Consider the following 13,656-nt stretch of genomic DNA (forward strand, 5'->3'; position numbering starts at 1 on the left):
TGGTGCTGAAGAAGTCTAAATCAGAAAATAGCACCTTATTTATCGATGCATCAAAGGAATTTGTCAAAGTTACGAATAACAACAAGCTGACACAAGAAAATATTGAGACCATTCTTAATGCATTCAAAGAAAGAAAGGATATTGAGCATTTTGCTAGGCTTGTTCCAAACAGTGAAATAGCTGAAGAGGACTATATCCTGTCTGTTTCAACATATGTGGAACAAGAGGATACGAGAGAAAAGATTGATATTGTTGCCCTCAATGCTGAGATAGAAAAGATTGTGGCGAGAGAGCAGGTTTTGAGGGAAGAAATAGATAAGATTATTGCAGAAATTGAGGTGGGCAAATGAGTAAATTGGATGAGTTAATTACTGAACTTTGCCCGGAAGGGGTGAAATATAAAAAAATAAAACAAGTCTATAAAAGACTCAAGGGTACCCCTATTACTGCAGGAAAAATGAAAGAAATTGATAATCCCAATGGTGAAATCAGAATCTTTGCAGGTGGAAAAACTGTAATTAACGCAATGGAAAAAGATATTCCAAACGCAAATATTACAAGAGTTCCAGCAGTGTTGGTACAATCCAGAGGTGTAATCGATGCTGTTTATTATGATAAGCCATTTACATTTAAGAATGAAATGTGGGCGTATACAGCCGATAATGAAGTAGCTGTGAAATATTTATATTATGTACTTAAAAGCAACCTTTCATATTTTAGAAAAGCTGCGTCAGGTATGGGTTCATTGCCGCAGATTTCTCTTCGGGTTACAGAAGAATTTGTTATCCCCGTTCCCCCTCTACCTGTGCAGCAGGAAATTGTCCGTATTCTGGACAATTTCACAGAGCTTACAGCAGAGCTTACAGCAGAGCTTACAGCAAGAAGAAAGCAGTATGAGTATTATAGGGATTTGCTATTGACTGATCTTAACGAAGATACTGTTAAATGGATTTCGCTTAAAGAATGCACCCTACCAACATCAAATATAAAATGGTCTTTGGAAGATGAAGCAACAACTTACAAATATATTGATTTAACGTCAGTTGATAGAGAACTACATTATATTACTGAAACACAGGAAATCAATAAAAACAATGCACCAAGTAGGGCACAACAAATCGTAAAGGCAGGCGATATTTTGTTCGCTACTACAAGACCTTTATTAAAAAGATATTGTTTAATTGATAGTGAGTATGATGGACAAATATGTAGCACTGGATTTTGTGTTTTAAGGGCAAATACAGATATTGTTCTACAAAAATGGGTTTTATATCACATTGCATCTTCTTCTTTTTATTATCATGTTGAAAAGTATCAACAAGGTGCAAGTTATCCAGCAATATCCGACGCAAATGTTAAGGATTATCGGATTCCTGTCCCTCCCATTGAGGAACAAGAGTGCATCGTAGCTATCCTAGATCGCTTTGACGCTCTCTGCAACGACTTAACCAGCGGCATTCCTGCCGAAATCGAAACACGGCAAAAGCAATATGAATATTACAGAGATAAACTGTTATCTTTCAAGGAGGTGACGGCATGAGTATATACAACATCGTTGCAAGTACTGACGAAGCAACGGTTGTTGCTGAATATGCAGCTGAATACAATGTCCGTCCTGAAAAGTATCAAAGCGAGGCGGAACTTGAGCGGGAGTTTATTCGCCAGTTGACTTCCCAAGGATATGAATATATTTCAGTGCACAATGAAGCTGCATTGACAGCAAATCTCCGAAAGCAACTTGAACTGCTTAATGACTTCACTTTTACTGATAGCGAATGGGATAGGTTTTTCACAGAGTGTATTGCCAATACAAATGAAGGGATTGTTGAGAAAACTAGAAAGATTCAAGATGACCATATCCAGATTCTAAAACGTGAAGATGGAACAACAAAGAACATATACCTTTTGGATAAAAAGAATATCCATAACAATCGCCTGCAGGTTATTAATCAATACGAAGAAGCAGGTGGCAAGCATGAAACCCGATATGATGTGACTATACTTGTCAATGGACTTCCCCTTGTTCATGTGGAGTTAAAGCGTCGTGGTGTTGCTATCCGTGAAGCTTTCAACCAGATAAAAAGATACCAGCGTGACAGCTTTTGGGCATCTTCTGGTTTATTTGAGTATGTACAAATATTCGTAATCTCCAATGGCACTCATACAAAGTATTATAGTAACACCACAAGAAATGCTCATATCAAGGAGCAAAATAGCAGTGAACGTCGAAGAAGCAAAAAAACAAGCAACAGCTTTGAGTTTACCAGCTTTTGGGCAGATGCAAATAACAAAATTATTCCTGACCTTGTGGACTTTACTAAAACATTTTTTGCCAAGCATACCCTTTTAAACATTCTAACAAAATATTGTATTTTCACATCTGAAGATCTGCTTCTTGTAATGCGTCCTTATCAAATAGCTGCTGCAGAACGTATATTATCACGTATTGTAGTATCAACCAACTACAAGAAGATGGGCACAACTGCAGCTGGAGGATATATTTGGCATACAACAGGCTCTGGTAAGACATTGACCAGTTTTAAGACAGCCCAATTAGCTTCTGCCTTGCCTTACATAGACAAGGTACTGTTTGTTGTTGACCGTAAAGACCTAGACTATCAGACTATGAAGGAATATGACCGTTTTGAAAAGGGGGCAGCTAACGGTAATACGTCCACAAGAGTTCTTCAAAGACAATTGGAGGACAGGGATGAAAAAGGAAATCCTCATGAATACAAAATCATTGTAACCACTATTCAGAAGCTGGATATATTTATTCGAAAAAACAAACAGCATGATATTTATAAGAAACATGTGGTATTGATTTTTGATGAGTGTCACCGTTCCCAATTTGGTGAAATGCATCAAGCAATTACGAAGAGCTTTAAGAACTATCATATCTTCGGCTTTACGGGAACCCCAATTTTTGCTGCCAATGCCAGTTCAAGAGGTAACCCACTGCTTCGTACAACAGAGCAGGCCTTTGGAGAAAAGCTACATACTTATACCATTGTAGATGCCATCAATGATGGGAATGTTCTGCCTTTTAGAATAGATTTTATTAACACCATCAAGATGCCTGATTACATTAATGATAAAAAAGTCTATAGCATAGATAGGGAAAAAGCCTTAGCAGATCCACAGCGAATCAGTGAAATTGTTTCATACGTTCTTGAACACTTTGATCAGAAGACGAAGCGCAATAGTTATTACACATTCTCTGCGAAATGGGAAGAAGCAGATAAGCACAACCCTAAAAAGATGATAGAAAAGCGTGAAACAAGGCGAGTTGCCGGTTTCAACTCCATATTTGCTGCTGCATCCATCCCAATGGCAATCAAATACTATAATGAGTTTAAGAAGCAGATAGAGGAAAAGAACCGTAATCTTACCATAGCAACTATTTTCAGTTTTAGTGCAAATGAGGAGGAGCCAGATGGACTGCTTCCTGAAGAGGATTTTAATATGGAAAACCTTGACCAGAGCTCCAGAGATTTTCTTGATGCGGCTATCCGAGATTACAATTCCACATTTAGCACAAATTACGATACTTCCTCGGACAAGTTCCAGAATTATTATAAAGACCTCTCTCTTCGTGTAAAGAATCGGGAGATTGATATATTGATTGTTGTTAATATGTTCCTTACTGGCTTTGATGCAACAACCCTAAATACGCTATGGGTAGATAAAAATCTGCGGCAACATGGACTTATTCAGGCTTTTTCAAGAACTAACCGCATCCTAAACAGCGTTAAGACATATGGTAATATCGTTTGCTTTAGAGATTTGAAAGAAGAAACAGACAAAGCTATTGCACTATTCGGCAATAAGGATGCAGGCGGTATTGTACTGCTAAAAACATTCGATGAATATTATAAGGGATATGATGAAAAAGGTGAACACAAGCCGGGCTATGCTGAACTGATTGCAACCCTTACAACACAGTATCCCCTTGGACAACCTATTCTCGGAGAAGAAGCTGAAAAAGACTTTATACGGCTATATGGAGCAATACTTCGGCTTAGAAACATTCTTACTTCTTTCGATGACTTTGAAGGAAATGAGATTTTATCTGAAAGGGATTTTCAGGACTATCAGAGCATTTATATTGACCTGTATCAGGAATACAGAAAAGGTGCTGATGGTGACAAAGAAACTATCAATGATGACATAGTTTTTGAGATTGAACTGGTCAAGCAGATAGAGGTAAACATTGATTACATCCTTATGCTTGTAGCTAAATATCAACAATCCAACTGTAAGGATAAAACCATTCTTACAACTATTGATAAGGCTATCAATTCAAGTATTGAACTTCGAAGTAAGAAAGAGCTTATCGAGCGTTTTATAGAGCAAGTCAATGTATCGACCAAAGTGGATGAGGATTGGCGCAAATTCCTCCATGAGCGTAAGGAAGCGGATATTTCAGCAATTATAGAAGAAGAAAAATTAAAGCCCGAAGAAACCCGCCGTTTCATCGACAATGCTTTCCGAGATGGAATGCTTAAGACGACCGGTACAGCCATTGATAAAATCATGCCACCTGTATCCCGCTTTGGCGGAGGCAGAGCCGCGAAAAAGCAAGGAATTATCGAAAAACTAATGTTATTCTTTGAGAAGTATTTAGGGTTGGTGTAGCAAAATGCATTACGATCATTAATTATAATTAGCATTATAGTTGCTATGCTAATTTTTAGGGGGAGGGATGACAGTGGAAATAGAAAACTTGAAAAGTGAAGAATATGGAGAACAATATAAGGATCATTTGCTTGAACAATGGAAAACCTGTGTTGAAATGGCTAATTGTAATAGTGAGAGACGAATCAGTACTAACAATGTATACATCACAGTCAATGCTGCTATTATTGCGTTGATTTCATTTACGTTTGATTATAAAAGCATACTTCTATCTATGGTCGGAGCAATTGTAAGTATACTGTGGTTAAATTCGATAATAAGCTATAAGAAACTTAATAGTGTTAAATATCAAATAATAAATGAAATCGAAAAAAAGTTGCCCATATCTCCATATGCCTATGAATGGTCATTGCTTGGAGATAATAAAAAGTATAGGCGATTTACACATCTGGAACGAATTCTTCCATGGCTTTTTATTATCCTCTACATAATATGCATATTTTGGCAAGTGGCAATTTGTATTTTTAAATGAATACTTACATGAGCAATAGTTGTACAGTAGTATTACGATAATACATGAAAAAAATTTTATACTAAGGAGGTTAATAAAATGTATAATTTATTTATAAGCCATTCATGGACTTATTCGGATGCATATGACAGATTGGTTGATCTATTAGATAACGCTAGCTATTTCTCGTATAGAAATTATTCTGTGCCTAAGGATGACCCTATACACAATGCCCCGACACAGTGGCAGCTAAAAGAAGCCATTAAAGCTCAAATGGCTCCTGCCGGTTGTGTTTTAATTCTTGCTGGTGTCTATTCTACGTATAGTAAGTGGATTAATATAGAAATAGACCTTGCGAAAAATGGTTTTTATACTCCAAAACGGATTATTGCAATTGAGCCTTGGGGCTCTGAACGAACTTCACAAGTTGTTAAAAATGCAGCTGATGAAATTGTTAAGTGGAATACCAGTTCAATTGTTGCAGCTATACGCAAATAATTGTATAAAAAAGAGACCAGTCACTACAAGCAATTACGCTTGAACATGACTGGTCTTTTTTGCCCCGCTTGAAGCTGTTCATTTAAGTTTTTCTTCAATCCCTAAGTGAACGCTTCTTTCGGCCGCCTCTTTATACTGATAAATTATTTTCTATAACTTTATTTATGATTTCCCCTTTTCTTATAAAAATCATGTTAATTATCATAAATATCATCCCAAATATAGTTAAAATTATAGAATCTTTTATGATTAATGAAGTATTCATACTAGCTGAGAATAAAATCTCCCTTATAGCACTTACTGAGTATGTGAATGGTAGATACATACTTATATCTTTAAAAAAGCTTGGCAAAACTTCCATTGGAAAAGTTCCTGCATCAGAGCATAACTGAAGTACTAGTAATACTATTGCAACCGCTTCACCTGCTAGTCCAAATAAACTTATAAGTGTATATACTATAGAATCAAATGAAAGTGCCATAAGTATCAGAAACAAAAATAGCAATGGTATATTTATAGGTTTGAGTCCAAGCCATAAAATAATTTCTCCAAGTAAAACTGCTTGAACTATACCTATTAATGCATAAGGAATAAACCTCCCTATTGTAAGCTTCGCATTACTTAATTTTTCATAGTCCTTAATTTTTATTTTTATAGCTAAAAGCATAAATACTGCACCAAGCCATAAAGATATAGGAATAAAGTATGGTGCAAGTCCTGATCCATAGCTATTTGCTGACCCTATGGTCATTTCTGATACCTTTACCGGCTCTCCTATAAAATCTCCAAAATCCTCACTTGTAGCTTTAACATTATCTTCAACCTTTTCTACCCCATCTTCTAAACCATTCTTTAATTTCTCCGTTCCAGACTTTAATGAAAGTATTCCATCTGTAAGCTTATTTGAACCATAAGCGAGTTTGTCTATCCCTGAAAATAATTCAGGCATTTTCAAATTCAAGACACTTACACCATCTTTTAAATTCAATGAACCACTGTATAATTTAGAAACTGTATCAGAAAAAATTGGTATGCTAGAATTTAAACTATCCATTCCTTTAGATAACTCCGATGAACCTGCATCTAAATTATTTATTCCTAAAGCTAATTTATTTGTGCTATCTACATAAGTATTAACACCTATAGTAAAATTTTTAATTCCTTGCTCCTTAAAATTATTAAGCCCATCATAGTAAATAAAAGCTGCAGATTTATTATTATTTAAGTCAAGCTCACTGGAAAGATTTTGAGTTCCTGAAACTAAACTATCCATCCCATTTTGAATATCTTTAATGTATTTACTGTTTTCTTCACTTAAAATAGCCTGACCTTTTATATCCTGCATGGTCTTTAAAAGTATCTGAATATTAGGATCTTGCATTGCAGTTGGATTTGCCTGTAAGTATGCATTTAAGCTTCCCTCAGCACAAGTTAAAGACTTTTTCATATTTTCTTGGCTCTGTAATGTAGTTCCTATAAGTAAATTTACTCCATCTCTAACCTGTAAAACACCATTATTTAGCTTATCTGCTCCATTCTTTAAAGCACCTGTTAATTGCTTATATCCAGAAATAATCTGTTTTTCATAAACACTGTTTAAATTATCTGATCCATCTTTTAAAGCTTTAGAATTAGCTGTAATTTTCTCAGCTCCTTCCTTTGCAGAAGTTATTCCATATTTTAAATTCTTTGTTCCATCCGAAAGTTTATTTATTGAATCAGATAAAATCATCATCTTAGAATTTAACTTTTCTAAACCATTATTTAACTTATCTGTTCCATTTTTAAGGTTTATAAATCCATTTTTAAGTTCTGGCACATTACTATTTAAAGTATTTAATCCATTTGCAAGCTCCTTTCCGCCTTTATAAAGCTTATCCTCACCATTTATAAGTTTTGAAGTTCCATCAGAAGCATACTTTAGACCATCTCTAAGTTCATAAATTGTATCAAAAGCTATTTTTCCGTAATTTTTAGAAATATCACTGTTTACTTCTTTTAATATTTCGTTTTTAATACTCTCTGAAATCTTTGTTCCAATATAATTTTTTTTATTATTTGAAATATAGTTAAGCTTAGGATTTTTAATATTTCCATCCTTAGCATTTACTATATTTTGAGAAAAATCTTCTGGAATTTCAATCTCAGCAAAATATTTATCGTTTTTGAGACCTTCTTCTGCTGTGTTTCTATCCACAAATTCAAAGCCTATATTGTTTTTATTTTTAATATTATCAACAATATCATTGCCGTAGTTTTTGTTTTTCCCATCTAAAACAGCTCCTTTGTCATTATTAACTATAGCAATATGATAATTTTCCAAATCACCATAAGGATCCCAATATGCTTTTAAATATAGTAAAGTATAAAGCAAAGGTATAGCAATAACAGCAATTATAGCAACTATTTTTATCTTATTTTCCACTAAAGTCTCAAGTTCACTTTTAGTTATTCGAAATAAACTCATGTTTTTACCTCCTTTATAAATTTTATAACTGACTGGTCAGTACAAAAATATTTATACCACTTTTTTTAAAATAAATCAAGAGAACTATATAGTATTAAAAATTTTTACGTTTATTAATAAGATTTCTACCGAATTCTTAATTTTTAACAATAAAAAACTCAGGTTTCTTTTAATTTGAAGCCTGAGTTTTCAGTCTTAAACCTGAATTCCATTCAATATATACATCATTAAATTTTCTGTAACCTCATCTATATTACTTCTTCCTTTATTTATAAGTTCATATACAGCTGCAGAACACAAAAGACCAAAAAATATATAAGCCATAAAATAAGGATCACCCTTTTTTATTACACCTTCATCCATAGCATCTTTTATATATTTTTCTATACTGTTTATATACTTACCTATAACTTCCCTAAGCTCCAACTGTCTAAGCTCTTGCCCCCAAAGCTGACTCATTATTACCTTAAAAAAATCTTTCTTTTCATAAACCAAGTTAAGCTGAAGCCTACACAAAGCTTTTAGCTTAGATAAAGCATTCTTTTCTTTTTCTGTAACCTCTGCAATCTGCTCTTTTATAACTTCTATACCTTCAGTTATAACATATTTAAATATTTCTTCTTTGCTTTTAAAATGATAGTATAGAGTTCCCTTAGCTACACCTGCTTCCTGAGCCATGTCATCCATAGTAGCCCCTTCATATCCGTTAATTGAAAAAATCTTTATTGCAGCATCAAATATAGCCTTCTTTGTTTTACTCATCATATGATATCACTCCATAATTGTTTATAGATTTATATTTTTATTATCATCATATTTGCTATAATTAGTTTAATTTTATGCAATTTTCTGTAATATGTCAAATTAGTGTTACTGTTATTAAAAGTTTAGCACAAAAATCCCAGTGAAAATTTTATTTTTAAATTAGTTTTTACCAACAGTGGGTTATTCCAATTATCTTCTATAGTAAACCTTTTATCTCTTATGTATTATCTTTCATAAAGTTTCTGCTGATGTAAATTTATTTGTTGTTATAATCCAGATTTCTTTAATTTCCGATTTATCTCAATTATAAATTTCTTCTATAAATTTTATAAATCTTACTTTTATTTATGAATGAGCCATTTCAAAATTATCTTCAGCCCAAGCTTGTATTTTTATATAGCTTTTATTTCCATTCTTGTCCTAAAATAATAGTGGCATTTTAGTTTTTTAGGTAGTACTTTTTTAATCCTATGTTCTAATCTATTCAAATTTCTTATCTAAATCATAAATGCAATAACACCACAAAAGTAATTGTTGAAATTTTTATTGTTGATTTTACTTTTTTATTTTTTAATGTTTTTAAAAAAGGTCTGCAAGCCCTTTTTATAAGGCTTACAGACCTTTTTTCTTTATTCCCATTCAATAGTAGCTGGTGGCTTACTAGTTATATCATAAACAATTCTGTTTACTCCTTTAACTTCATTAACAATTCTTCTAGAAACTATATCTAAAACTTCATATGGTATTTTTGCCCAATCTGATGTCATACCGTCTGAACTTGTAACAGCTCTTAATGCTACTGTATGGCAATAAGTTCTTTCGTCTCCCATAACTCCTACAGATTGAATATTAGGAAGGCATGCAAAATACTGCCATATTTTACCTTCAAGACCGTTATTAGCAATTTCTTCTCTAAAAATCGCATCTGCTTCTCTTACAATATGAAGTTTTTCTTCTGTTACTTCTCCTAAAACTCTAATTGCAAGTCCTGGTCCTGGGAAAGGCTGTCTCCATACTAAATCATGAGGTATACCAAGTTCTTCTCCTACTTTTCTTACTTCATCTTTAAACAATTCTCTTAAAGGTTCTATAAGAGATAAATTCATATCTTCAGGAAGACCTCCAACATTATGATGGCTTTTTATTACTGCAGAGGTTCCAGTGCCACTTTCTACTACATCTGGATAAATTGTTCCTTGAACTAAAAAATCTATTTTCCCAAGTTTATTAGCTTCTTCTTCAAAAACTCTTATAAATTCTTCTCCAATTATTTTTCTCTTTTTTTCAGGATCACTAACTCCTTTTAGCTTTCCTAAAAATCTTTCCTTTGCATTTACTCTTATTAAATTCATATCAAATTGTTTTCTAAATATATTTTCAACCTGATCTCCTTCATCTTTTCTAAGAAGGCCATGATCTACAAATATACATGTAAGCTGCTTCCCTATTGCTTTATGAACTAAAACTGCTGCTACGGAAGAATCAACTCCTCCTGATAATGCGCAAATAACTTTTCTATCTCCAACTAATTCTCTAATAGCCTTTATCTTATCTTCTACAAAAGAAGTCATAGACCAATCACCTTTAAGCTCACATACATTATAAAGAAAATTCTTAATCATTTTTAATCCAAAAGGAGTATGTTCTACTTCAGGATGAAACTGTACTCCATAAAATTTTGCTTTACTATTTTCCATAGCTGCTATATCACATACATTAGTACTAGCAATTACATTAAATCCTTCTGGAACTTTAGCTACATAATCCGTATGGCTCATCCAGCAACTATTGTTATTATCTATTCCTTTAAAAATAGGAGAAGTTTTATTTAATATTACATTTGTTTTACCATATTCTCTTGTATTTGCACTTTTAACTTCTCCACCTAAAGTATAAGTCATAAGCTGATGTCCATAACATATTCCAAGTATAGGTATTCCTAATTCAAAAATTTTTTTATCTATTTTAGGTGCTCCTTCTTCATAAACACTATTAGGGCCGCCTGTAAATATTATGCCTTTAGGATCTTTTTCTCTTATTTTATCTATGGAATATGTATAGGGTACAATTTCACAATAAACTCCACATTCTCTTACTCTCCTTGCTATAAGCTGATTATATTGTCCTCCAAAATCAATTATTAAAACTAATTCTCTATCCATTTAACTTGTTACCCTCCTATATTCCTTATGAGAACGCAAAAACAACTGGTTATTGCGTTCTCATATATTCTTTAAAATCTAATTTATTTATATACTATAATTTGGAGCTTCTTTAGTTATTGTTACATCATGTGGATGACTTTCTCTAAGTCCTGAAGCAGTTTGCACAACAAAAGTAGCTGTTTTATATAATGTATTTAAATCTTTAGCTCCTAAATATCCCATACCCGAACGAAGTCCACCTATTATTTGGAAAATTGTATCTGCAACATAACCTTTATAAGGAACCCTTCCTTCGATACCTTCTGGAACAAGTTTTTTATTTCCTTCTTGAAAATATCTATCTTTACTTCCTGCTGCCATAGCTGAAAGTGAGCCCATACCTCTATAAACTTTATAACTTCTTCCTTGATAAACTTCACTTTCTCCTGGGGATTCTTCACAACCTGCAAAAAGAGAACCTAGCATAACTACCTTTGCTCCAGCCGCAAGTGCTTTTACCACATCTCCTGAATACTTAATGCCTCCATCTGCTATTATAGGAATGCCATACTTTTCAGCTTCTTCAACGCAATCCATAATTGCAGTAAGCTGAGGTACACCTACACCTGCTACAACTCTTGTAGTACAAATAGAACCAGGTCCTATACCAACTTTAACACAATCAGCACCAGCTTCAATAAGATCGTGTGTTGCTTCAGCTGTTGCTACATTACCTGCTATAACTTGAAGTTCTGGATAAACTTTTTTGATATTTTTAACTGCCTCTAATACACCTTTTGAATGCCCATGGGCTGTATCTAAAACTATTACATCTACAGAAGCTTTCACTAAAGCCTCAACTCTATCCATCATGTCATTTGTAACTCCTACAGCTGCACCACAAAGCAATCTTCCTTTTTCATCTTTTGCAGCATTTGGAAATCTTTTGGTTTTTTCAATGTCTTTTATAGTAATTAATCCTCTTAAATTATTTTCTTTATCTACTAAAGGAAGTTTTTCGACTTTATGTTTCTTTAATATTTCTTTAGCTTCATCTACACTAGTGCCTTCAGGAGCAGTAATAAGATTTTCAGATGTCATAACTTCTTTAATAGGTTTTTCATAATTTTTTTCAAATACTATATCTCTATTAGTTATAATCCCCACTAATTTCCCTTTTTCTGTAATTGGAACGCCAGATATTCTATATTTGCTCATAAGATCTAAAGCATCTTGTATAGTATTTTCTGGAGAAAGTGAAAAAGGATCTGTTATTACCCCGTTCTCCTGTCTTTTTACTCTATCAACTTCATAAGCTTGTCTTTCTATGCTCATGTTTTTATGAATTATACCTATACCACCTTCTCTTGCAATTGCTATTGCCATTTTAGATTCCGTTACTGTATCCATACCAGCACTCATAATTGGAATATTTAAAGATATTTTTTTAGTTAAATTTGTAGATAAGTTTACATCTCTTGGAAGTATTTCTGATTTATTTGGTACCAACAAAACATCATCAAAAGTATAAGCCTGTTTAATAATTTTTGCCATAAATGTACTCCTTTCAAATATATAATATAAAATAATTTGATATTTAAAGTTTAATGTAATATCTAAGATGTGAAAATTTTTAAATTAATAAAAAACTGTACAAAAAAAGCATACTAATCGCACAAAACTATAAGTGAAATTAGTATGCCAAAAAAACATATTAATATTCACTCATAGTCGGAAATTTACGGCTTCCGGTAGAAACTCCCTGCCATATTCAGGGGATATATGAGTTAATTCTTCAATATTTGATTTATTCTATTTTAATGAAATATTTAAATTTTGTCAATGAATAAACCCTAAATACCACAAAATAATTTTATCTGCAAAAAGAATAGAAATTATACTACCTAAAACTATATACGGACCAAAAGGAATATAATCTTTTTTTGTTTTTTTCTTACTAATTATTAATAAAATTCCTATAATCCCTCCTAGTATAAATGATACCATAAGCATAACAATGGATTTAGAAAAGCCTAAATATAATCCACTCATAATACATATTTCAAAGTCTCCCCACCCCATTCCTTTAGTTAAAATTATAATTAATGCTATTACTAATCCTGCTAAAATTCCTCCATATAAATATGTATAAATCTGTGATTTTGTTAAATATTCTATAAGGATAAATATTATTCCAACTATAATTCCAGTATAAGTAATTATTGAATAAACATCCATAGTATAATAATCAATCATACCTATTATTATTAAAAAGCTGGAAAGTATCATATATTTTGTTGCTTCAATTGTAAATCCATATTTTAAATATATACATAAAAATAATATTCCTGTAAAAAGTTCAATTGCAGCATATCTAATAGAAATTTTTTCATTGCAATATCTGCATTTCCCTTTTAAAAAAATATAACTTAAAACCGGAATTAAATCCATATATCTTAACTTTTCACCACAACTTGTACAATGAGATGGAGGATAAACTATTGATTCACCTCTAGGTATCCTATATATACAAACATTAAAAAAACTTCCAAGCATAAGCCCTATAGTAAATATAAAAATCCCATATATAATATTTAACATTGAAATTCTCCTTATAAATTTATTCTTTCTTA

The 13,656-nt window shown here is 32.5% G+C and carries 10 protein-coding genes and 1 riboswitch; of the genes, 5 read left to right on the forward strand and 5 right to left on the reverse strand.

All coding sequences use genetic code 11. The annotated features are described in order from the left end of the window. The 5 genes from EGD97_RS07900 to EGD97_RS07920 form a co-directional block, all read left to right on the forward strand. On the forward strand, nt 1-350 hold a 350-nt coding region (locus tag EGD97_RS07900; RefSeq protein WP_164850180.1), incomplete at its 5' end, for an N-6 DNA methylase. Beyond that, nucleotides 347-1,540, forward strand: coding sequence for a restriction endonuclease subunit S (locus EGD97_RS07905; RefSeq protein WP_127836995.1), 1,194 nt, complete (start codon nt 347-349; stop codon nt 1,538-1,540). The genes EGD97_RS07900 and EGD97_RS07905, both read left to right, overlap by 4 nt. Then, nucleotides 1,537-4,638, forward strand: a complete 3,102-nt coding sequence (locus EGD97_RS07910; RefSeq protein WP_127836996.1) for a type I restriction endonuclease subunit R — start codon at nt 1,537-1,539, stop codon at nt 4,636-4,638. Before EGD97_RS07905 ends, EGD97_RS07910 begins: the two co-directional genes overlap by 4 nt. Before the next feature lie 73 nt (nt 4,639-4,711). After that, nucleotides 4,712-5,170 (forward strand): RipA family octameric membrane protein, encoded by a 459-nt coding sequence (locus EGD97_RS07915; RefSeq protein WP_101303879.1) that lies wholly within the window; start codon nt 4,712-4,714, stop codon nt 5,168-5,170. A gap of 78 nt (nt 5,171-5,248) precedes the next feature. Continuing rightward, nucleotides 5,249-5,647 carry a TIR domain-containing protein gene (locus EGD97_RS07920; protein ID WP_127836997.1) on the forward strand — a complete coding sequence of 133 codons (399 nt, stop codon included), beginning with the start codon at nt 5,249-5,251 and terminating at the stop codon, nt 5,645-5,647. A gap of 130 nt (nt 5,648-5,777) precedes the next feature. On the opposite strand, the gene EGD97_RS07925 is transcribed toward EGD97_RS07920, so the two are convergent. The 5 genes from EGD97_RS07925 to EGD97_RS07945 form a co-directional block, all read right to left on the reverse strand. Beyond that, nucleotides 5,778-8,114 carry a YhgE/Pip domain-containing protein gene (locus tag EGD97_RS07925; protein WP_127836998.1) on the reverse strand — a complete coding sequence of 779 codons (2,337 nt, stop codon included), beginning with the start codon at nt 8,112-8,114 and terminating at the stop codon, nt 5,778-5,780. A 195-nt stretch (nt 8,115-8,309) separates the two neighbouring features. Next, entirely contained in the window at nt 8,310-8,876 is a 567-nt protein-coding gene (locus EGD97_RS07930; protein ID WP_127837035.1) for a TetR/AcrR family transcriptional regulator, read from the reverse strand. A 632-nt stretch (nt 8,877-9,508) separates the two neighbouring features. Further along, nucleotides 9,509-11,041, reverse strand: coding sequence for a glutamine-hydrolyzing GMP synthase (gene guaA, locus EGD97_RS07935; protein WP_127836999.1), 1,533 nt, complete (start codon nt 11,039-11,041; stop codon nt 9,509-9,511). An 87-nt stretch (nt 11,042-11,128) separates the two neighbouring features. Beyond that, nucleotides 11,129-12,577 (reverse strand): IMP dehydrogenase, encoded by a 1,449-nt coding sequence (gene guaB / locus EGD97_RS07940; protein ID WP_078682032.1) that lies wholly within the window; start codon nt 12,575-12,577, stop codon nt 11,129-11,131. Nucleotides 12,578-12,731: 154 nt separating this feature from the next. Beyond that, a riboswitch (purine riboswitch) is annotated at nt 12,732-12,829 on the reverse strand. A gap of 33 nt (nt 12,830-12,862) precedes the next feature. Continuing rightward, nucleotides 12,863-13,624 (reverse strand): prepilin peptidase, encoded by a 762-nt coding sequence (locus EGD97_RS07945; RefSeq protein WP_078682033.1) that lies wholly within the window; start codon nt 13,622-13,624, stop codon nt 12,863-12,865. Nucleotides 13,625-13,656 lie beyond the last annotated feature (32 nt).

The organism is Clostridium prolinivorans, assembly GCF_004011155.1.
Taxonomy (GTDB): Bacteria; Bacillota; Clostridia; order Clostridiales; family Clostridiaceae; genus Clostridium_AT; species Clostridium_AT prolinivorans.

What these genes read in the sequence shown, in the direction of transcription:
- EGD97_RS07910 (WP_127836996.1), top strand. Translation starts at nt 1,537, where the DNA reads ATGAGTATATACAACATCGTTGCAAGTACTGACGAAGCAACGGTTGTT.
- EGD97_RS07925 (WP_127836998.1), bottom strand. Translation starts at nt 8,114, where the DNA reads ATGAGTTTATTTCGAATAACTAAAAGTGAACTTGAGACTTTAGTGGAA.
- EGD97_RS07920 (WP_127836997.1), top strand. Translation starts at nt 5,249, where the DNA reads ATGTATAATTTATTTATAAGCCATTCATGGACTTATTCGGATGCATAT.
- EGD97_RS07945 (WP_078682033.1), bottom strand. Translation starts at nt 13,624, where the DNA reads ATGTTAAATATTATATATGGGATTTTTATATTTACTATAGGGCTTATG.
- EGD97_RS07905 (WP_127836995.1), top strand. Translation starts at nt 347, where the DNA reads ATGAGTAAATTGGATGAGTTAATTACTGAACTTTGCCCGGAAGGGGTG.
- guaB (WP_078682032.1), bottom strand. Translation starts at nt 12,577, where the DNA reads ATGGCAAAAATTATTAAACAGGCTTATACTTTTGATGATGTTTTGTTG.
- guaA (WP_127836999.1), bottom strand. Translation starts at nt 11,041, where the DNA reads ATGGATAGAGAATTAGTTTTAATAATTGATTTTGGAGGACAATATAAT.
- EGD97_RS07930 (WP_127837035.1), bottom strand. Translation starts at nt 8,876, where the DNA reads ATGAGTAAAACAAAGAAGGCTATATTTGATGCTGCAATAAAGATTTTT.